Annotated in this window: 18 protein-coding genes; 8 read left to right on the top strand and 10 right to left on the bottom strand. The window is 38.3% G+C overall.

Annotated elements, in window-relative coordinates:
- Positions 1–55: 55 nt before the first annotated feature.
- Positions 56–835 (bottom strand): peroxide stress protein YaaA, encoded by a 780-nt coding sequence (gene yaaA, locus J536_RS10295; protein ID WP_032062834.1) that lies wholly within the window; start codon positions 833–835, stop codon positions 56–58.
- Between the two features lie 125 nt (positions 836–960).
- On the opposite strand from yaaA, the gene J536_RS10290 reads away from it, so the two are divergent.
- Positions 961–1,593, top strand: a complete 633-nt coding sequence (locus J536_RS10290) for an alpha/beta hydrolase (protein ID WP_002115250.1) — start codon at positions 961–963, stop codon at positions 1,591–1,593.
- A gap of 57 nt (positions 1,594–1,650) precedes the next feature.
- On the opposite strand, the gene rtcR is transcribed toward J536_RS10290, so the two are convergent.
- Positions 1,651–3,252 (bottom strand): RNA repair transcriptional activator RtcR, encoded by a 1,602-nt coding sequence (rtcR, locus tag J536_RS10285; RefSeq protein ID WP_032062833.1) that lies wholly within the window; start codon positions 3,250–3,252, stop codon positions 1,651–1,653.
- A gap of 67 nt (positions 3,253–3,319) precedes the next feature.
- Between rtcR and J536_RS10280 the strand changes: the two genes are divergently transcribed.
- From J536_RS10280 to rtcA, 5 genes are all read left to right on the top strand, one after another.
- Complete coding sequence (locus tag J536_RS10280; protein WP_032062832.1) at positions 3,320–4,294, top strand: ribonuclease Z; 975 nt, start codon at positions 3,320–3,322, stop codon at positions 4,292–4,294.
- A 255-nt stretch (positions 4,295–4,549) separates the two neighbouring features.
- Positions 4,550–5,818, top strand: a complete 1,269-nt coding sequence (locus tag J536_RS10275) for an RtcB family protein (protein WP_032055480.1) — start codon at positions 4,550–4,552, stop codon at positions 5,816–5,818.
- A 7-nt stretch (positions 5,819–5,825) separates the two neighbouring features.
- Positions 5,826–6,482, top strand: coding sequence for a hypothetical protein (locus J536_RS10270; protein ID WP_032055478.1), 657 nt, complete (start codon positions 5,826–5,828; stop codon positions 6,480–6,482).
- Between the two features lie 10 nt (positions 6,483–6,492).
- On the top strand, positions 6,493–6,951 hold the full coding sequence (locus J536_RS10265; protein ID WP_032055476.1) for a DIP1984 family protein: 459 nt from the start codon (positions 6,493–6,495) through the stop codon (positions 6,949–6,951).
- A 259-nt stretch (positions 6,952–7,210) separates the two neighbouring features.
- On the top strand, positions 7,211–8,257 hold the full coding sequence (rtcA, locus tag J536_RS10260) for an RNA 3'-terminal phosphate cyclase (RefSeq protein WP_032055473.1): 1,047 nt from the start codon (positions 7,211–7,213) through the stop codon (positions 8,255–8,257).
- A gap of 33 nt (positions 8,258–8,290) precedes the next feature.
- Here the strand turns inward: rtcA and J536_RS10255 are convergent, their stop codons facing one another.
- The 4 genes from J536_RS10255 to pheA form a co-directional block, all read right to left on the bottom strand.
- Entirely contained in the window at positions 8,291–9,751 is a 1,461-nt protein-coding gene (locus J536_RS10255; protein WP_032055471.1) for an aminoacyl-histidine dipeptidase, read from the bottom strand.
- Between the two features lie 169 nt (positions 9,752–9,920).
- Positions 9,921–10,304: a hypothetical protein gene (locus tag J536_RS10250; protein WP_005068294.1), complete on the bottom strand. Its 384-nt coding sequence runs from the start codon at positions 10,302–10,304 to the stop codon at positions 9,921–9,923.
- A gap of 127 nt (positions 10,305–10,431) precedes the next feature.
- Positions 10,432–12,678 (bottom strand): bifunctional prephenate dehydrogenase/3-phosphoshikimate 1-carboxyvinyltransferase, encoded by a 2,247-nt coding sequence (locus J536_RS10245; RefSeq protein ID WP_032062831.1) that lies wholly within the window; start codon positions 12,676–12,678, stop codon positions 10,432–10,434.
- A gap of 107 nt (positions 12,679–12,785) precedes the next feature.
- Positions 12,786–13,895, bottom strand: coding sequence for a prephenate dehydratase (pheA, locus tag J536_RS10240; RefSeq protein WP_002049199.1), 1,110 nt, complete (start codon positions 13,893–13,895; stop codon positions 12,786–12,788).
- 183 nt (positions 13,896–14,078) lie between these two features.
- Here pheA and J536_RS10235 point away from each other — a divergent pair, with 183 nt between their 5' ends.
- Positions 14,079–15,023, top strand: a complete 945-nt coding sequence (locus J536_RS10235; protein ID WP_032055465.1) for an alpha/beta hydrolase — start codon at positions 14,079–14,081, stop codon at positions 15,021–15,023.
- Between the two features lie 41 nt (positions 15,024–15,064).
- Here J536_RS10235 and J536_RS10230 read toward each other — a convergent pair whose 3' ends face one another.
- Positions 15,065–16,210 carry an acyl-CoA dehydrogenase family protein gene (locus J536_RS10230; protein WP_032055463.1) on the bottom strand — a complete coding sequence of 382 codons (1,146 nt, stop codon included), beginning with the start codon at positions 16,208–16,210 and terminating at the stop codon, positions 15,065–15,067.
- A gap of 163 nt (positions 16,211–16,373) precedes the next feature.
- Positions 16,374–17,732, bottom strand: a complete 1,359-nt coding sequence (locus J536_RS10225) for a dicarboxylate/amino acid:cation symporter (RefSeq protein ID WP_002118145.1) — start codon at positions 17,730–17,732, stop codon at positions 16,374–16,376.
- 503 nt (positions 17,733–18,235) lie between these two features.
- Here J536_RS10225 and J536_RS10220 point away from each other — a divergent pair.
- Complete coding sequence (locus tag J536_RS10220; protein ID WP_017398584.1) at positions 18,236–19,249, top strand: glycosyl transferase family protein; 1,014 nt, start codon at positions 18,236–18,238, stop codon at positions 19,247–19,249.
- A gap of 200 nt (positions 19,250–19,449) precedes the next feature.
- On the opposite strand, the gene J536_RS10215 is transcribed toward J536_RS10220, so the two are convergent.
- Together J536_RS10215 and J536_RS10210 are read right to left on the bottom strand one after the other, a co-directional pair.
- Positions 19,450–19,722 carry a YeaC family protein gene (locus tag J536_RS10215; protein ID WP_002118245.1) on the bottom strand — a complete coding sequence of 91 codons (273 nt, stop codon included), beginning with the start codon at positions 19,720–19,722 and terminating at the stop codon, positions 19,450–19,452.
- Positions 19,719–20,627: an NAD(+) kinase gene (locus J536_RS10210; protein ID WP_016145893.1), complete on the bottom strand. Its 909-nt coding sequence runs from the start codon at positions 20,625–20,627 to the stop codon at positions 19,719–19,721. The genes J536_RS10215 and J536_RS10210 overlap by 4 nt, the downstream gene beginning before the upstream one ends.
- Positions 20,628–20,770 lie beyond the last annotated feature (143 nt).

Here is a 20,770-nt window from a genome sequence, read left to right as displayed (position 1 = left end):
GCATCCATGCCACTTCACGAGAATCATCGCTTATGAGAGTTTAAGTTGAGTAAGATTAAGCCTGTTGCTCATCACGTTTAAATACCAACTCTTTTGCTGATGAATTCTCAGCATCAAAGTAGTACCCATCGGTGTCGAACGTTTTAATATCCTCAGCTTTATTTAATTGGTTTTCAATAATAAAACGAGCCATTAAACCACGTGCTTTTTTCGCATAGAAACTAATGACTTTATATTTGCCATTTTTCTGGTCAAGAAAAACAGGCTTCACAATTTCAGCCTTAATTTTCTTTTCATTGACAGACTTGTAATATTCATCTGAAGCTAGATTTACCAGCAATTCAGATTTAATTGCGGCCAAGTCTTCATTAATTTGGTTAGTGATGATATCACCCCAGAATTCATACAAATTATGACCGCGAGTATTTTTTAATTTAGTACCCATCTCTAAACGATAAGGCATCATTAAATCTAAAGGACGCAATAAACCATATAGACCAGAGAGCATACGCAAGTGCTGCTGTGCAAAGTCAATATCTTTATCTTTTAAATGGTACGCATCTAAACCGGTATACACATCCCCTTTAAATGCATAAATTGCTTGGCGAGCATTTGAGAAATTAAATTCGGGATTCCAGTCTCTAAATCGATCTGCATTTAGTGTGGCAATTTTTTCACTTACACTCATTAAACTCGCAATTTCCGAAGCAGAAAGTTTGCGGCAAACATCAATTAATTGTGCTGAGTTTTCTAACAAGCGAGGCTGAGTAAACTCATCTGTAGGTAACGCTGTTTCATAATCTAAAGTTTTTGCAGGAGAAATTAAAGCAAGCATAGACAACCTGAAAAAATTATTCTTAATACCAACTATAACAGTAGATATTTTTTAATGCTAACTCGTGTTTTCAATGACGACTATCGGTAAAATAGCACTACGTATTGTTATTTAGCGGTTCTTATATGTCTGAGCAAACTTTCATCCAGGGTCCAGTAGGTAAAATTGAACTTTTCGTTGACCGCCCTGAAGGTGAAATCAAAGGCTTTGCGGTTGTTTGCCATCCGCACCCATTGCAAGGTGGAACCCCTCAGCATAAAGTCCCTGCCCTTTTAACCCAAATTTTTAATGAATATGGTTGTATTGTTTACCGTCCTAGTTTCCGTGGTTTAGGCGGCAGTGAAGGCATTCATGATGAAGGCCATGGTGAAACTGAAGATATCTTAGCTGTAATTGAGCACGTTCGTAAGCTTCATGAAGGCCTACCCTTTTATGCAGGCGGTTTTAGCTTTGGCTCACATGTTTTAGCAAAATGCTTTGCACAGCTTGAACCTGAATTACGACCTGTACAGTTAATTTTATGTGGTTTACCAACAGCTACTGTAGTAGGTTTACGCCACTATAAAACTCCTGAAATTCAAGGTGATATTCTACTCATTCATGGTGAGCAAGATGATATTACTTTACTTTCAGATGCAATTGAGTGGGCAAAACCACAAAAACATCCAATCACAATTTTACCGGGTGCTAACCACTTCTTTACAGGCTATTTAAAGCAGCTTCGCCAAATCATTACACGTTTTATTATCATGAAATAAACGGTAACTTGATGGGCATAACTTGAGAGTATGCCCATCATTTTATAAGCCGTGTCATTATTGAAAATTATTCCAACTTAACCCAAAACGGGCTAAATATTTTTTCACTCGGTCACTATCATTTGTTGTATTACGTTGTTGTCGAGATACTGAAAAGAGTTGTCTTCCCGCCTCTGCCATGGATTTTGAATTTTCGCAGATTTTGAGCACACCTCGTAATTGAATCTGATCAAATTCATCTATTTGTTCTAGCTGCTCAGGACTTAAATAGTTCAACAAAATATCTGTATTTTTATCATTGTAAGATTCATCCTGAATAAGCCAAAGCTGCTTTAGACGTTGAATTTCTTTTTCTACAGCTTCACGGCGAATTAACTCACCTTGCGATAAAGTTGCCAAACGAGTTACGCTCGCTGCTAAATCTCTAAAATTTCCTTGCCATGATGCATCTAATGATTTAGCAAACTTTAAATATGTTTCTAAAGCATCACGTTGAAAACGTAATTGTCTTTGATGAATTGCAGCAAAACGCTGTAGCTCAAAATCAATATTGGGTGCAATATCTTCTACACGGTCTTTTAAATTTGGTAAGAAGAACGTCCACGTATTCAAACGAGCCCATAAATCTTCACGAAAACGACCAGCTTGAACCTCATTGCGTAAATCACGGTTAGTACCTGCGATTAGCTGAAAATCGGCCTGAATTTCCTTATCACTTCCAACAGGAAAAAAACTTTTGTCTTCTAGCGCTTTTAGCAGCATAGCTTGTTCATCAAGTCCTAATTCACCAATTTCATCTAAAAATAAAATGCCTTGGTCAGCACTTTTTAATAAACCAGCACGAGAAGCTGCTGCTCCTGTAAATGCACCTTTTATATGACCAAATAAAGTTGACATGGCACTATCACCACGCAAGGTTGCACAGTTAACATCAATAAAACGACCGCTTAATTGAAATTTATCTTTCTTTAACTGAAAAATTTGTTTTGCTAAATGAGACTTACCAACCCCTGTTGCCCCCATAATCAAAATAGGTGCACTAGAGCGGGTTGCAACTAATTCAACTTCCTCAATAAGCTGATTAAACGCTTTATTATGAGTAGAAATATTTGCTTTAAGTTGTTGCCAATTTTGTTTTTGTTCATCATCGAAGCGCTGTTTTAAAACATCGTATCGAGACAGGTCCAGATCAATAATTCTATATTCACCTTTTGGGGTCTTTGGTTGATTAGGTGAGCTTTGGATAAGCTGAGCAGGTAAATAATGTGCATCTACCAATAAATACCAACAAATTTGGGCAACATGTGTTCCCGTTGTGATATGCAATAAATAGTTATTTTTTTCGACATCAAACGGATAGGTTTTTACAAAATCATAAAGTGCCCCATAAACTTCAGCAAAATCCCAAGGATCTTTTATACTGACCTTATGTCCAGAAACCTGTGTTTGTGGAGAAATCTCTTTAGCATCTGCTGCTATAGATTTAACTAAATTATGATGTTGTCGATCATGTAAAAGTACCAATTCATCTACAAGCAAATCTTCATGCATTAACAGGCTAATCGTAGGACGCCAACGTTGCCATCGATCCGGCCTTCTCCCCTGATCAAGCGTAGAACCGACAAAGCCAATAACGACTGTTTTCTTTGCATCCGCCATAATTTCTATAAAATTTTATAAGTGTCTATAATATACAATACGCATTTGACCAAAAAATTCCAAGAATATGCTTCATTTTACTTTTTTAGGCACATCTTCAGGTGTACCAACCCTAACACGTAATGTTTCAGGATTAGCAGTTCGCAACAGCAAAAATAAGGACTGGATTTTAATTGATGCTGGCGAAGGTACACAGCACCGCATTCAACAAGCTAAACTTTCACTACAAAATCTAGTTGCCATTTGTATTACACATGTTCACGGCGATCATTGTTATGGTCTAGTTGGTTTATTGGCAAGTGCAGGCATGAATGCCCGTAGCAAGCCCTTAATCGTGATTGCACCGAAAGAAATTCAGCAATGGTTTGAAATCACTGCCCAGCTTACAGACTTACATTTGCCCTATTCCCTTCAATTTATTGATGTAAATGAAGCAACACAGCCACAACAGATCACTGACGAATTCATTGTTCAAGCACACCCTCTAAGCCATCGTGTTCCAAGTTTTGCTTTTAGCATTTATATCAAATCTATTCAGAAGAAGTTAGATACCCAAGCTCTAACTCAGCTTGGCGTACCTCAAGGCGATATGTGGGGCCATTTAAAACGAGGCTACAATGTTGAATTTGAGGGGCAAACTTTAAAAGCTCATGACTTTATCAAAGTTCAAAATCAACAAGTTCATGCAATTATAGGTGGTGATAATGACCAACCTGAACTATTAGCTGATGCTTGCAAAGATGCTCAACTCCTTATTCACGAATCGACTTACTTGCAAACGGTTTTAGATAAAGTCGGCAAAGGTCCAATGCATAGCTCAGCAAAAATGGTGGCTGAATTTGCAGAACAGCAATCTTTAAGTAATTTAATTCTGACGCATTTTAGCCCTAGACATCAGGATAAAGCTGGGCAGCAAGCTATTACTGAAGAAGTTCGCCAGTTTTATAAAGGTCATTTTTATTTAGCAAATGATTTTGATGAATTTACTTTAAATGAAGCTGGACAGCTTTTAAAAGTCGATAAAAACGGGAAGCCCAATTAAACACATATATCCAAAAAGATATTTAAATATATTTTTAGATATATTTTTAATATTAAAAACCGCCAATAAAATTTATCCGACAGAAGATAAAATTATTTTTATTTATTATTTTCAATAATTTATACTTAAATTAAATGCTTTTTTAAAAAGTTGGCACACTCAGTGCAATAGTACAAAGCACACAACATCATTGGGATCTTGTGAATAACACCTGCCTGCAAACGCTTGGCAGGCAGGCTTTGAAAGGAAAAGAAAATGTCTGTCATTGAAGAAATTAACCAACAAGCTCAGTTTGAACAAAAGCAGCAACAACGTTCTTATGAAGTTCTGCAAAATGAAAAAAGTATGCCAGTCAAAATGTGGACTAAAGGCGTGCTTGTTGATGACAACTCAAAACAACAATTATTACAAACAGCTCAAATGCCTTTTATTTATAAATGGATGGCTGTTATGCCAGATGTACACTTCGGTTTAGGAGCAACTATTGGTAGCGTGATTCCAACTAAAGGGGCAATTATTCCTGCTGCTGTGGGTGTAGATATTGGTTGTGGAATGATGGCAACTCGTACAAGCTTAACTGCTTCGGATTTACCAGATAACTTACATGCACTACGTACTGAACTTGAACGTTTAATCCCACATGGAATGACTAAGCGCGGACGTGATCGTGGCTCATGGGAAACTCCACCAGAAATGGTAGATCAAGCTTGGTCCGATCTAGTGGCAGATTTTGAATACATTTGTACAAAACATCCACGTTTAAAAAACACCAACAACCGCAAACATTTGGGAACTTTAGGTACGGGAAACCACTTTGTCGAAATCTGTTTAGATGAGCATGATCATGTTTGGATTATGTTGCACTCAGGTTCTCGTGGTGTAGGAAATGCTATCGGTAATCATTTTATCGAACTTGCCCGTAAAGACATGGAGAAGCATTTCATTAATTTGCCAAATAAAGATTTAGCATACCTAGTAGAAGGAACTGAACACTTTGATGATTACTGGTTTGCTGTAGGTTGGGCTCAACGCTTTGCAATGAAGAACCGAGAAATCATGATGCAATCTGCGATTAAAGCCTTGGCGACTATTGTACCAAAGCCTTTTCAGGCACGTTTGGAAGCAGTGAACTGTCACCATAACTATGTGGAAAAGGAAGAACACTACGGTGAAGAAGTGATGGTCACTCGTAAAGGTGCAGTTCGTGCGCGTTTAGGTGAATATGGAATTATTCCAGGCTCAATGGGAGCGAAGTCGTTTATTGTCCGTGGGCTTGGAAATCAGGAATCTTTCTGTTCATGTTCGCATGGTGCAGGTCGTGTTATGAGCCGTACTGAAGCAAAAAGACGTTTTACTGTTGAAGATCAGATTGCACAAACTGAAGGTGTGGAATGCCGTAAAGATGCTGCTGTTATTGATGAAATTCCATCGGCATATAAACCAATTGAAGATGTTATGAAAGCACAAAGTGATTTGGTTGAAGTGGTTTATACATTAAGACAAGTAGTGTGTGTTAAAGGGTAAGAAAAAAATGTTTCACAAAATACTTAAACCTGAATATTTAAAATATTATGAAGGAGTTACTACTTGTACGACTCATAAACTTGAAGATACTCCGCATTGCGCAACTTTTATAGAGTTTGCAAGAAATGACTTAAGCACCTCACAGAACTTACATGCTATTTATAATGCTGTATCAAATGCTAAACGTGCCCTTCATAGAAGGGTAGATATTTTATGTTCATTAGCAGGATATGAAACTTATATTGCTAAAAGAAATAATTTTCCTAGTAAGTTAGATTTCTTAGAGAAATGTGGATTCTTCACCCCTCAAATAATTAGGCGTTTAAATTACATCAGAAATAAACTAGAACATGATTATGAAGCACCCAACTATACTGAAGCAGAAAATTATGTAGATATAATTGAACTTTTTCTAGTTGCGACTAGTGTTTTTATCAAAAACTATCCGACCATTTATGAGTTTTTTATAGTTGAAAGTGAAAGTGTTGATAATACTGAACTTTATAAAACTCTTCCAAGATGGATTTCTATAGAGGTAGAACTTGAAAAGGGGAACTTGGATATGCGTTTTCCCGGCCAAGATGAACATTTAATTAAATCAATAAAAGATACAGATTACTTTGATTGGCTTAAACCTATTATGCATGGGTATTTCTGGTACTAAAGGAATAAAAATGAAACTCGCAGAAGCACTTTTACTTCGAAGCGATCAACAAAAAAAGCTTGCTTCGTTAAAACAACGAATTAATGCCAATGTATTGGTACAAGAAGGTGATGAACTTAGTGAAGATCCAAATGAACTCATCAAACAAGTATTTGCTTTAACTCAGGAAAGCAATCAATTGATTTGTCGTATTCATTTGACCAATGCACAAGCAAAACTGGAAGATGGCAAAGTATTGTTGTCCCTATTAAGCTTGCGCGATAGTTATGCTGAACAGCATAAGATTTTAATCGATGCGATTGCCAATACGCATCGAGAACCTGATCGTTATAGCTCACGTGAAATTAAGTGGAAGAAAGTCATTCCGGTTTCTAGCTTACAAAAACAGGCGGATGATATCAGTGCGGAACTCCGTGACTTAAACATAAAAATTCAGGCTGCTAATTGGCAAATTGATCTAATCAATTAAACAATAGATTTTGTGAAATCATTTTCACAATCAAAGTTTGGGCATACTGGGCGAGTACAAGATCCTGCATTACTCCGATCTGAGGGATTGAAAATAATTCAGGCGGCTATGGCAGCATGTGAGCCGTGCATCGATATTCACTTATCAGGCTCAGCACTATGCACCTAGTAAACCTTTATCAAAAGCAAAGTCACGCGTTACTTCGCATTACCATGTACTGACAGTATGTTCATTAAATTAGAAAATAAGGAAAATATAAGTGAAGACAGTTTTGGCAAATATGCCAAAAGCCATTCAAATTGATGGCTCACAAGGTGAAGGTGGTGGACAGATTTTAAGAACCGCCCTTGCCCTTTCAATGATTACAGGCCAGCCGTTTGAATTAATTAATATACGTGCTGGGCGTAAAAAACCAGGTTTAATGCGTCAACATTTGGTTTGTGTACAAGCATCTCAACAAATTAGCCAAGCTTATGTAGAGGGTGCTGAATTACATAGCCAACGTTTATATTTCACACCTCAGCATGTTCAAAGTGGTAAATATCAATTTCAAATCGGTTCAGCGGGTAGTACAACACTGGTTTTACAAACGCTTCTACCTGTTTTGTTATTACAAAATGAAGCTACCGAACTCACCATTTCAGGGGGTACACATAACCCACTTGCACCAACAGCAGATTTTATTGAACACTGCTTTTTACCTGCTCTAACAAAGATTGGAATTAACGTCGATTTTAGATTAAATAAAGCTGGCTTTTTTCCAATTGGTGCGGGTGAAATTCAAGTTACCATTCAGCCATGGCAACATCGAAACAGCTTAAAGTTATTAGATCGTGGTGCTTTGCAATGCAATGAAGCTTTTGCAGCAGTATTAAATCTTTCAGAAGAAGCACAGATAGCACAACGTGAATTAACTACATTAAGTAAAGAACTAAACTTAAGCTCTCAGCAACAATTTCATTTAAATGGAATTAGTCAAGGCAATACAGTCTATGTGAAAGTTACTCATCAATATCACACTCAACTGTTTACAGCTTTAGGTGAGATGCGCAAAAGTGCAGAGCAAATAGCTGATCATTTAGCAAAAGATGTAAATCTATATTTATCTTCGCAGGCTGTTGTAGATGAGTATTTGGCAGATCAATTGCTTCTACCTTTAGCTCTAGGTCAAGGTGGTGAATTCACCGCACAATATATTAGCGAACACACTCGTACTCAAGCAGCCATGATTGAAAAATTTATTGATTGTGAAATCGAATTTGTCGAGTTAAATCCACATCATTTTCATGTAAAAGTTAAAGTTTAAGAAGCTCACAATTGAGCTTCTTATTTGTACAAACTACTCTACAGATGCTAAAGCTGTTACCAACAGCTTCCAGCATTTCTCTACAGTATCAACTTTCACTCGCTCACCCGGTGCATGTGCTCCCTGAATATCAGGTCCAAAAGAAACCATTTGTAAATGTGGGTAATGTTCAGCAATAATCCCACACTCTAAACCCGCATGAATCACTTTTAGATTTGGCTCAATGTTAAATGCATTTTGATAGGCTTGTTGTAAACACTTTAAAGCCGCCGAGTCAGGGTTTGGTGTCCAACCCGATACTAAGGGTGTGAGTGAAGAAGTAATATTAAATTGACTAAAATGCGTTTGAATTTTTTCTGCAAAGTCTTGAGCTTCTTGGTTCACCATTGAACGAACCATTAAGACAGCTTTTCCACCTTCTCGATTTAGCTTTACCACCCCAATATTGTTTGAGGTTTCAACTACATCTGGTAGAACTTGACTCATACTTGCAACACCATAAGGACTTGTTGCTAAAGCTTGCAACCATTCATTTTGCTGTTGTTGAGCAATCACTTCGGTCACTTCAGCACTATTAGGCTGAATAGTTAATTGCAGATTGTCATCAATACCTTGTAGCTGTTTTTTCCATGCTGTTTGATATTCAGCGAGTAATTGTTCTAATTCAGGCAATTGGCTAGATGAAATGGCAATGGTTGCTACAGCTTCGCGAGGTAAGGCATTACGAGCTGTACCACCTATAAACTCAACAAGCCGTCCACCAAGTTTCGCTAAATGCTGATTTAAAAAACGGGCCAGAATAACGTTGGCATTACCACGTCCTAAATGGATATCTACGCCAGAGTGGCCACCTTTAAGACCAGCCACCTGAATATTAACAATATTCAAATTTTTAGGAATTGGTTCATAATTAAGCGGTTGCTCAACTTCAACATCAATACTACCAGCACATCCGAGATACAACTCGCCCCACTCTTCTGTATCAATATTAAATAGCCACTTCCCTTTCAGTACACCTGCCTGTAAAAGCCGTGCACCACTCATACCTGCTTCTTCATCAACTGTTAAAAGAACTTCAATTGGCCCATGAACAATATCATTTGAATCTAAAACAGCTAAAGCCAAAGCCACCCCAATGCCATTATCAGCACCTAAAGTAGTGTCTTTGGCAATTAACCAGCCATCCTCAAGAACTGGGCGGATCGGGTCTTTAAAGAAGTCATGTACTGTGCCTGTGTTAGCCTGCGTGACCATATCTAGATGACCTTGCAGAATAACGCCAGACACATGTTCTTTACCTGCAGTCGCAATCTTACGGATAATTAAATTACCAACTTCATCTACGTAAGTTTCTAAATTTCGACTTTCGGCCCAGTTTCTTAAAAACTCACGAAGTTGCTGTTCATGCTTCGATGGGCGAGGAATAGTGCAAAGTGTTTGAAAATGCTGCCAAACCACTTGAGGAGATAACGCTGCAATATCAACTTGTGTCATGAAAACCACACTCTAATTATGTAAATATCTTAATAATTTCAATATACACAATGCATTAAAGATAGGTAGGGATTTCGGGAAAGATTTTGTATTTTTATATTTAATCTAAAGAGATTGTACGACTTTTCTAAAAGCCGTACTTCATGAATAACTCTTAACAGCCGTGCGCTTAGTTTTTCCATTCAAATGCTGAAAAGCTATGATCAGCTTTCAAACTATTTTCAACGGCCTGCGCAAGCTGACGAATAATGCTTTGTGTTTCGATTTTCTCAAACCAATCTTGTTCTTCATCAGGATTGGCAGAGATTTCACACATCAAATGCCCTTCATGGTCTGTTTTCTGGCAAGTAATAGACAAAGGTAAAAGATGATTATCAATACTCACTTCTACCTTTTCATGCTCATGCACAATATGCTGTGCATCAAAGCCATAATGCCCCAATTGTTTAAACAGTAAAGCCGCTACATATTCTTGAGTGATATGGCATTCATTTGGCGGATGATCAAGCACCCCATGCTGTGGGCAACTGGCAATAAATTGTAATTTTTTCATCCTTTGTCCTAACACTTTTATCATTATCTGCGCTTAGCATAAGCAATAAACAAACAGCAGCCAAGCCTTTAGCCCGCTGCTGCCGTTGCTATTGTGTTAGCAATTATAAAATGTGTCAGGTCAAAAGTTATTGGCTAACTTCGATTGTTAAGCCTGCACGATTCGCCAACTCAGTGAAAGTCGGGAAGCTTGTCGCCACAGTTTCAGTACCATGAATTGTAATCGGACCAGAATTACGAAGACCTGCCATACTAAAACTCATAGCAATACGGTGGTCATGATGTGACTCGATTTCACCGCCAGCAAAGATTGGTGACCAATCGCCAGACTTGCCTTTACCTTCGATAATGATGCCATCATCAGTTGGCGTACAGTCAATACCCATGATTTTTAAGCCATCAGCCATAACCTGAATACGGTCAGACTCTTTCACACGAAGTTCTGCCGCACCAGTTAATACTGTTTGGCCTTCGGCACAAGCTGCTGCAATAAATAAAGCTGGGAATTCATCAATTGCTAAAGGAACTTGGTCTTCCGGCATATGAATGCCTTTAAGTGTGCGTGAACCTTTAATATGAATATCAGCAATAGGCTCGCCACCGGCAATACGTTCATTTTCAACAGTCAGGTCAGCACCCATCTGTTTTAAAATTTCAATTACGCCAGTACGTGTTGGATTAATACCTACAGCTTCCAGAACAACATCGGAACCTTCAGTAATTGCAGCACCCACCATAAAGAAAGCAGCAGATGAAATATCAGATGGAACCTGAATATCAGTACCTACTAATTTTCCGCCACCAACAAGAGAGATCTTATTGCCTTCAGTTTTAACATCATAACCAAATGCACGAAGCATGCGCTCTGTGTGGTCACGAGTTGGTTCTGGCTCAGTTACCGAAGTTTCACCTTCAGCCCATAGACCCGCAAGTAAAATACCCGACTTCACCTGAGCAGATGCCATTGGCAAGTCGTATTGAATGCCTTTTAATTGCTGGCTACCCGTAATGCTTACAGGTGGTGTACCTTTCTCACCTGTTGTCTGGATTTGCGCACCCATTAAACGTAATGGCTTAGCAATACGCTCCATTGGACGTTTAGAAAGTGATGCATCACCTGTCATCACTGAATCAAATTTTTGTGCTGATAACATGCCTGAAAGCAAACGCATGCTGGTTCCAGAGTTACCCATATACAAGGCACTCGCTGGTGCTTTTAAACCATGCATGCCCACGCCATGAATGGTCACTTCCCCATTCTTAGGGCCTTCAATGCTTACACCCATATCACGGAAAGCTTGCAAAGTTGCCAAAGCATCTTCACCTTCAAGGAAACCAGTGACATGAGTCGTGCCTTCGGCAATAGCACCAAACATAATAGAGCGATGTGACACAGATTTGTCACCCGGTACGGTAAATTTACCTTTAAATGCCTTATTTCCCGGTAAGATACTGAATTGCTGTGTCACCTTATTTTTCTCCATTAAAGGTTTTTTGGCTAACATATGATTGAAATGCTGACGGGCTGCCTGAGCATGGCCGAGTAAACCCATTAATGCATGAGAGTCTTCGTTTTCAATCAATTTTCTAAGTACGGTAAGTTGCTTTTCGAAGCCATCTACAGCATTTAATATGGCTGTTTTATTGGCAAAGAAAATGTCATGCCACATTTGGGGATCACTAGCCGCAATCCGTGAGAAATCACGGAAACCACCTGCTGCATAACGGAAAATATCAAGATTATCTTCACGGTTTGCAAGTTGCTCAACCAAATTAAATGCCATCAAGTGCGGTAAATGACTGGTATGCGCCAAAACTTCATCATGCTTGGCAACAGCCATACATATCACTTCAGCTTTAGCAGCTGACCAAAGTTGAATCAGTTTCTCAACTGCCCATTCTGCACTTGTTGGTAATGGAGTCAAAATCACTTTGTGATTTGCAAAGAGATCGACCTTACCTGCGTGAACACCCGTGTGTTCACTTCCCGCAATAGGATGCCCGGGAACAAAACCTGCTGGTAAATCTTCACCAAATACAGCTTTTGCTGCATCTACGACATTACCCTTTGTACTTCCCACATCAGTTACAATTGTGGTTTCTGACAAATAAGGTTTAATTTGCTCAAGCACTTTTTGTGTTGCACGTACTGGCAAGGCTAAAACAACTAAATCTGCCCCTTTCACGGCTTCAACAGGATCAGAAAATCCTTCTTGTATTAAGCCAAGTGATTTTGCATCTTCTAAAGTTTTTTGTGAGCGTGTAGATGCCACAATAGTTGTCGCCAACTTTTCGGCAACAATAACCCGTGCCAAACTCGACCCGATGAGTCCTAAACCAATAAATGCAACTTTTTTAAATAGGGGTTGTGACATAACTTCAACTTTGCTTTTGCTCAAAGTGATTTAAACCTTTGAGCAATTTGTTTTTAAGCATAATGACATGACCATCTTGATGCATGTCATTATTCCAACATGAGTAATTAGAGAACGGCAGCAGGATATGAACCTAAAATACGAAGCTCTTTCACCATTGGACGAATATCATTGATTGCAGCAGCAACATTTTCTTGATCGATATGGCCTTCTAAATCGATAAAGAATACATATGCCCATTTTTCAGGTAATGCTGGACGGGTCTCAATACTCGTTAAGCTAATATTATGTTTTGCAAACGGCGCTAAAATTTCTAATAAAGCACCAGCACGGTCATGTGCTGAAATTAATAACGATGTTTTGTCATTGCCACTTTGTGGAATTTTTTCACGGCCAATGACTAAGAAACGAGTGGTATTTTCCGGATTATCTTCAATATTGCTATGTAAAATTTCAAGGTTATACATACCTGCTGCAATATCAGATGCAATTGCTGCTGAGTGCCATTCGTTGCGAATACGGCGTGCAGCTTCCGCATTTGAGTTTAAAGCAACACGTTCAACACCCGGATAATGTGCGTCTAACCACTGACGGCATTGAGCCAAAGTTTGCTGATGAGCATAAATCTGTTTAATACTGTCTTTACGTGTATTTTCAGATACTAGGAATTGATGATGAATACGCAATTCAACTTCACCAATTACATTTAAATTCGATGTTTTAAAGCAGTCTAAAGTATGGTTCACAATACCTTCAGATGAATTTTCAACCGGAACTACACCGTAATGTGCGCTACCCGCTTCCACTTCACGGAACACTTCATCAATTGTTGGTAGTGGACGAACAACTGCATCTTTACCAAAATGCTTAAGCACAGCAGATTGAGTAAAAGTACCTTCTGGTCCTAAAAATGCAATACTTTGTGGCGCTTCTAAAGCAAGGCAAGCAGACATAATTTCACGGAACAAACGCGCCATGGTGACATCAGACAAAGGACCTTGGTTACGCTCCATAACTTTACGTAAGACCTGCGCTTCACGTTCAGGACGATAAAACAAAGGATTCTCTTCGGAAGCAAATTTAGCTTTAGCAACAGCTTCAGCAAGGCTTGCGCGGCGATTTAATAATTCTTGAATCTGTTGATCTACACTATCAATATCTTCACGAATTTGTTCTAAACTAAGAGAAGTCGTTTTGTTTTGATCATCGTTGATCATTAGAATGCAGCCTCAGTAAAATCATCTTTTAAACGAGAGTATAACAATAGTCTGCTTTGATTTGTTAGGCAATATAGCTGTAAGGGCTTTTTTCATTAACCTTTTTACTTCCATTTCTTGATTACTTTATTTGATAATGATTTTCATTTATTATTTGTATAATAAATTTTATTATCGCCCATTATGCAAAGATCATTTTTCCTTTTATCTACTAGTTTTTTATTAAATACTTTAATAAGCTGTTCTGCCCTCGCCCAAACGCCTATACAAAATCAACCAAAAATCTTTTTTCAAAATAATCAGGCACAATTTCAAATTAAATCTAAAAATACAGGCCATGATTATCTTATTCAAATTTATAAACCACCTGTCGCCCCGCCCCAACATGGGTATCCAGTACTTTATATATTAGATGGAAATGCTACATTTCCAAGTGCTGCCAATATTGCTCAGTCGATTGGCGCTGGTTCTACCAAATTAGGACTAGATCCACTCATGATAGTAGCGGTTGGTTACCCTCAGCAAAAAACCTTTGATGTGCAAAAGCGTGCTTATGATTACACTCCAAAACCTTCTGCCCAATTTCAAGCACAAGGTAAATATAAATATGGGGGTGCTGATCAGTTTATTGCTTTTTTAAATAGCGAACTCAAGCCTACAATTGCAAAACAATTTCCGATTAATAGCCAACAGCAAAGTCTTTATGGACATTCTTTTGGAGGTTTATTTGTGCTTTATCATTTTTTTCAAAAGCCAAATGCATTTCAGCGTTACTTTGCTGCAAGCCCTTCTCTCTGGTTTGACCAAGGCATGTTATTTCAGCAGTTAAATCATTGGCAAAGTCAGAAACCAAATCATTCCCCTTTACTCATGACCACAGTCGGTACACATGAGCAAGGTGGCCCTCGCACTCAACTTAACAATAAATTAAATGAAGCAAATTTCTTTAAAGCTTTAGAAAATAAACGTTCAAACCAATTTAGTTATTGGCATTTTTATAACCCTGCTGAACAACACATTACAAATTTGTATGCGAGCTTGCCTAAAGCACTTATGTTTGCTTCATGTCAAAATTTAGAAAGCTGTAAATCTTTATTCGATGAACCATCGCAGAAAACAGCTAAATAATAAAAAAGCCTACTCAAAGGTAGGCTTTTTTGAAGCTATTATTAAGCTTTACCGATTAATCCACGCGCCACGATTTCTTTCATAATTTCATTTGTACCACCGTAAATACGTTGAATACGAGCATCTACAAAGAAACGTGAAATTGGATATTCACTCATATAGCCATACCCACCAAAGAGTTGCAGCAAGTTATCTGCGACTTTCATTTGCATGTCAGTGCTGAAACTTTTAAGCGCTGCTGCTGTTTCAACATCAAGTTTACCTTCTTGATATAGAGCAACGTTTCTCTCGTAAAAAGCAGCTGTAGCAAGCTCATCAATTTTTGCTTGTGCTAAAACAAAACGCGTATTTTGGAACTGTGAAATAGGTTGACCAAATGCATGACGCTCTTTTACATAAGCAGTTGCCAAATCAATTGCACCACGAATAGCGCCAATTGCGGTAGATGCAATAGCGGTACGTTCACGTGGTAACTCTTGCATTAAATAAGCAAAGCCTTGTCCAGCTTGACCGAGTAACTGGTTTTTAGGAACTTTAACATTGTCAAAAAATAGCTCAGATGTGTCTTGAGAATGTAGACCGATTTTGTCGAGGTTGGTACCTTTCTTAAAGCCTTCCAGATGAGTATCTGCCAATAATAACGACACCCCTTTCGCACGCGCTTGAGGATCAGTTTTTACTGCAAGCACCACAAGGTCAGCATGTTGTCCATTTGAAATAAATGTTTTTGAGCCATTTAATAAATAATGGTCATCTTGCAAAATGGCACTGGTACGCATTGATTGTAAATCCGAGCCTGCTCCAGGTTCAGTCATACCAATTGCACCAACCACTTCACCTGTCACCATTTTCGGCAACCAATATTGTTTTTGCTCTTCTGTCCCGATGTGTAAAATATATGGTGCAGCAATTTCAGAGTGGCAAGAAATCGCTGTTGATAATGCACAGAATCCAGCACGTGCCGATTCTTCAACCAACATTAATGAATAATAGGTTGGTACGCCGTAACCACCGTATTCTTCTGGAACATCCACACACAAAAAGCCATTTTCGCCCAGTTGATTCCAGACAGCACGTGGCATGATTCCTTCGCGTTCCCATTGATCGTATTGCGGTGCAATATGCTCATTCATAAAACGTTTAAAATTATCACGGAATAATTCTAAATCTGCATCGTATGCCAACATAATATTTTCCTTCGGCTTTATTGTTTTATCTAATCTGATTGTTGTGCATGCTAATCATTTTTTAAGCTACTGTCATGACATAGCTGCTCATTAAAACTGTACTTTTCAGTCAGCCAATAAAAAAGGAAGCCAAAGCTTCCTTTTTTATATAGGTTTATTTGAATTAATCTAAACCTTCAGCGACTTGAGGAGTTTTTTGCTCCATCATTTTTCTGTCGACTTCATCTGGATTGTTTAAAGCATCATTTAGCTTATCTTTATCTAAAGCACCGACCCATTTTGCAACAACAATCGTTGCTAATGAGTTACCAACGAGGTTAGTTAAAGCACGTGCTTCTGACATGAAACGGTCAATACCTAAAATCAATGCCAAACCTGCTACTGGAATATGTCCAACAGCAGACAAAGTTGCAGCCATAACAATAAAGCCAGAGCCTGTTACACCCGCCGCACCCTTAGATGAGATTAAGAGTACTAATAGCAAAGTAATCTGATGTTGAATATCAAGCTGTGTATTTGTTGCCTGAGCAATAAAGATTGCAGCCATAGTCAAATAAATTGACGTACCATCAAGGTTAAATGAATAACCTGTTGGGATAACCAAACCAACTACAGATTTTTCACAACCTGCAATTTCAAGTTTACGTAACATGCGAGGCAAAACAGATTCAGAAGAAGATGTACCAAGTACAATTAATAACTCTTCACGAATCAGGCGAATCATCTTAAGAATACTGAATCCACTAATACGGCTGATTGTACCCAAAATTAAGAAGATAAAGAGTAAGCACGTAATATAGAAGCAGATAATGAGCTGCCCTAATTGTACGAGTGAACCAACGCCATATTTACCGATAGTGAATGCCATTGCACCGAATGCACCAATCGGAGCCAATTTCATGACCATATTCACAATGTTAAAGAACACATGTGCAACTTGATCAATAAATTTTAAAACTGGACGTCCTGCATCACCTAACTTATGTAAAGCAAAACCAAAGAGGATTGCAAAAAGAAGGACTTGTAAGATTTCACCATTTGCAAATGCACCAACCACCGTATCAGGGATGATGTGCATTAAGAAATCAATGGTAGATTGTGACTCACCAGAACTGACGTATTTTTGAATGCCCGAAGTATCGAGAGTGGTAGGGTCAACATTCATCCCTACACCCGGTTTAGCAATGTTAATTACAACAAGGCCAATTAGAAGTGCAATTGTTGAAACGATTTCAAAGTATAACAACGCAACGCCGCCAGTTTTTCCGACTGACTTCATGCTTTCCATGCCAGCAATACCGCTTACCACGGTACAGAAAATAACTGGAGCAATGATCATCTTGATCAAACGAATAAAGGCATCACCTAATGGCTTGAGTTTTTCACCTAACCCCGGAATATGCTGTTCGACACCATTGACAATTTGCGTTGAGCTTGGGGAAAAATGCCCTACCAAGATACCCGCAATAATCGCAATAATCACCTGAAAATAAAGTGATTTATAAATCGGTTTTTTAGCCATAACTTTACTTCAATCTATATTTCCAAGTCCGTTGGAAATACCAAAATGAAACGTCTATTCTTTACGAATACACAGCCCTAACCTTTCACATTAACACCGCAAAAGGGAAATGGTTTTTTGTGAACAAAAAACCTTCCTACTACCTCAATGAAAACAAAATCAATGTTTTCTAAAACAGGAGAATACCTGAAGTTTCTAACCACTTTGAGTAGCTCGAAATAACCTCTTACTTTTTCAATAAAAAGCTGAAGATATAGGAGAATCACATAAAATTATGATATGAGTGCTCAAAAAAGCACGGGAAAGTGTACTCGAATTAAATAACGATTCGATTAATTTTTTAGCTAATACGCATAAAAAACACTCAGGTAGCCTTAAGACTTTAGTATAAGAAACACTTTTGATATTTTTTCAGCAGCTTTTTATGTCATATTGATTAAATACCTGTGGACATTTCATTTTGAGCTGCCTACATCCCATCATTTTTATTGTTTTGAACTACGATGAATACTAAACGCAATATCTATAAAGATGCTGAACATCCCTTTGCTCAATATGTCCGTATTTTAGGTAAGGGGAAAACCGGATCTCGCTCTTTAAGCTATGAAGAAGCCTATCAAGCATTTACCATGATTTTAAAAGGTGAAGTGTTAGATGTGCAGCTAGGTGCATTTTTAATGCTACTTCGGGTTAAAGAAGAATCGATTGATGAACTTGCAGGGTTTGTGCAAGCGACCAAAGATCAGCTTCATTTTGAACATTTAGATGTTGATTTAGATTGGTCATCTTATGCAGGTAAGCGAAAACACTATCCATGGTTTTTGTTAGCCGCTCTTACACTTGCCCAGCATGGCCATAAAATTGTTATGCATGGTGCGTCAGGTCACACGCTTAATCGTGTTTATACTGAGCAAGTCTTAGAATATCTTGGTTATCAAATTTGTCATTCTGAACAAGAAGTTCGTACACAATTAGCAGAGCAAAATTTTGCTTACTTACCGTTAGATGTGATTTCACCAGTTTTAAGCGAATTGATATCTCTAAGAAATGTCATGGGATTGCGTTCACCCATTCATACTTTGGCCCGTTTAATTAATCCTTTTAACGCTAAGGCTACCTTACAAGCAATATTCCACCCTGCTTACAGAACTTCTCACCAACATAGCGCATTACGCTTAGGCTATCAAAATAGTGCCGTTATTAAAGGCGAAGGTGGTGAATTTGAACGAAACCCAGATGCTAAAACGCTCATTTGCGGTATTAAAAATGGTGAGCTCTATGAACATGAGTTGCCAAAGCTCACACCTGAACGAAGCCCAATTGAAGAGGAATTAGATTTAGCAACGTTTAAAGCAGTATGGCTTGGTCAACAGCACCATGAATATGGAGAAATAGCCATAACAGAAACCATCGGAATCGCGCTATATACGATGGGCGTTGTTGCTAGTTTTGAAGAAGCGATGCAAAAAGCAAAAGTGTTATGGGATACACGAAATTTAAGCAATCTTAATTCGTAGTTAACAAATGCTATCGTGAAGGTCGACATGGATGTCGACCGTATCACTGCGATACAGGAAGTATCGTCAGTGATACAAAGGATTTTTGGTTACTTTTGATCCTTCAAAAGTAATAAAAGCCTATATGCTATAACTTATGAAAAACATGCTATATAAGGCTGTATGGAATAACCAGAAATAATTTTCTGTCTTATTAAGTTTTAAACAAAACGAATAGGTTTAAACTCTGGCTCATGCTTGTGATGATCATCATCACACTCTTCGCCTTCTTCTTTTGTACCACGGTCAATATAACCGCTACGCTGATCTTCTGGTAAGTTCTTTAACTCCCAAGCGATTACAGCTTGCATACAAGTTTCACGCTGCTCTTTAGTTAAAACAACGCCGTTTGGCCATTTACCAATTTCTACTGCTGTTTTTAAACGCTCTACAATTTCAGGGTTTAAAACAGATAGCATTTGTTCAATATTCATGATTCATCTCTTTGAAAAGATTCAAAATCTTGGTTCCAACCAAGTTTGGTACGGCAGGCCATATAGAAATCATAACCTGGTGGATGCAATAAACTTAGTTTAAATGGGTGTTTACGGATGTGTAAACTGTCTCCAACATTGAGCGAGACACTATGTTGTCCATCTGCACTCACCATTGGTAACACCCGATTTTCGCGAATAACGATTTTAATTTCGCTTTGACCACCGACTACGATGGGACGTGATGACAATGTATGGGGATGCATTGGAACTAATGCAATAGCATCCATACTTGGATGTAAAATTGGGCCACCACCTGACAATGCATAAGCCGTTGATCCGGTTGGCGTCGAAACAATTAAACCATCACTATGTTGGCGGTAAACATATTGACCATCAATATTAAGTTCGAAGTCAATCATGTGTACCGATTTACCCGAGTGCAAAACCACATCATTTAAAGCAATGGCGTCATAAATGACTTCACCATTTGTTCGTACTTCCATTTCAAGTAAGAAACGACGGTCAAGCTGGAAATGACCTTGAAGTACTTGGTCAAGTTTGAAAATGGCTTCTGAAGGTTTGATATCAGTTAAAAAACCTAAACGCCCGCGGTTGATACCAATAACAGGCGTATTGTAGCGTACTAAAGCTCTAGCAGCATGGAGTAAAGAACCATCACCTCCAACGACTATGACTAAATCAGCAACTTCACCCAATAAATGACGACTCACTACCTGTGCATGGTCATAAGGCACTAATTCAGCAGTTTCCTGATCAAAAATGGGGTTTAAGCCTAGGTTCAACAAATGATCATGAATTAAACATAGTGTTTCTACTACTGATGATTTATCTGGTCGACCGATTAACCCGACGTTTCTGAAGGACTTATGTGAAATTTGCACGAATGAGTAAGCTCCGCTGCGATACTTGCCTATAATAACATTAACCTGATTAATTTAAAAAAACATAACAACAAGATGCTGTAAAATTCAATCTAAGTTTTCCAATTATTCACAGTTTTATCATTGCAAATTGATGACAAGCT

The organism is Acinetobacter sp. 809848, from assembly GCF_000581275.1.
GTDB classification, from domain to species: domain Bacteria; phylum Pseudomonadota; class Gammaproteobacteria; order Pseudomonadales; family Moraxellaceae; genus Acinetobacter; species Acinetobacter pittii.
Note: the sequence above shows the minus strand (reverse complement) of the source record. Positions and strands in the feature narration are given on the sequence as shown.

What these genes read in the sequence shown, in the direction of transcription:
- yaaA (WP_032062834.1), bottom strand. Translation starts at nt 835, where the DNA reads ATGCTTGCTTTAATTTCTCCTGCAAAAACTTTAGATTATGAAACAGCG.
- J536_RS10290 (WP_002115250.1), top strand. Translation starts at nt 961, where the DNA reads ATGTCTGAGCAAACTTTCATCCAGGGTCCAGTAGGTAAAATTGAACTT.
- rtcR (WP_032062833.1), bottom strand. Translation starts at nt 3,252, where the DNA reads ATGGCGGATGCAAAGAAAACAGTCGTTATTGGCTTTGTCGGTTCTACG.
- J536_RS10280 (WP_032062832.1), top strand. Translation starts at nt 3,320, where the DNA reads ATGCTTCATTTTACTTTTTTAGGCACATCTTCAGGTGTACCAACCCTA.
- J536_RS10275 (WP_032055480.1), top strand. Translation starts at nt 4,550, where the DNA reads ATGTCTGTCATTGAAGAAATTAACCAACAAGCTCAGTTTGAACAAAAG.
- J536_RS10270 (WP_032055478.1), top strand. Translation starts at nt 5,826, where the DNA reads ATGTTTCACAAAATACTTAAACCTGAATATTTAAAATATTATGAAGGA.
- J536_RS10265 (WP_032055476.1), top strand. Translation starts at nt 6,493, where the DNA reads ATGAAACTCGCAGAAGCACTTTTACTTCGAAGCGATCAACAAAAAAAG.
- J536_RS10255 (WP_032055471.1), bottom strand. Translation starts at nt 9,751, where the DNA reads ATGACACAAGTTGATATTGCAGCGTTATCTCCTCAAGTGGTTTGGCAG.
- J536_RS10250 (WP_005068294.1), bottom strand. Translation starts at nt 10,304, where the DNA reads ATGAAAAAATTACAATTTATTGCCAGTTGCCCACAGCATGGGGTGCTT.
- J536_RS10245 (WP_032062831.1), bottom strand. Translation starts at nt 12,678, where the DNA reads ATGTCACAACCCCTATTTAAAAAAGTTGCATTTATTGGTTTAGGACTC.
- pheA (WP_002049199.1), bottom strand. Translation starts at nt 13,895, where the DNA reads ATGATCAACGATGATCAAAACAAAACGACTTCTCTTAGTTTAGAACAA.
- J536_RS10235 (WP_032055465.1), top strand. Translation starts at nt 14,079, where the DNA reads ATGCAAAGATCATTTTTCCTTTTATCTACTAGTTTTTTATTAAATACT.
- J536_RS10230 (WP_032055463.1), bottom strand. Translation starts at nt 16,210, where the DNA reads ATGTTGGCATACGATGCAGATTTAGAATTATTCCGTGATAATTTTAAA.
- J536_RS10225 (WP_002118145.1), bottom strand. Translation starts at nt 17,732, where the DNA reads ATGGCTAAAAAACCGATTTATAAATCACTTTATTTTCAGGTGATTATT.
- J536_RS10220 (WP_017398584.1), top strand. Translation starts at nt 18,236, where the DNA reads ATGAATACTAAACGCAATATCTATAAAGATGCTGAACATCCCTTTGCT.
- J536_RS10215 (WP_002118245.1), bottom strand. Translation starts at nt 19,722, where the DNA reads ATGAATATTGAACAAATGCTATCTGTTTTAAACCCTGAAATTGTAGAG.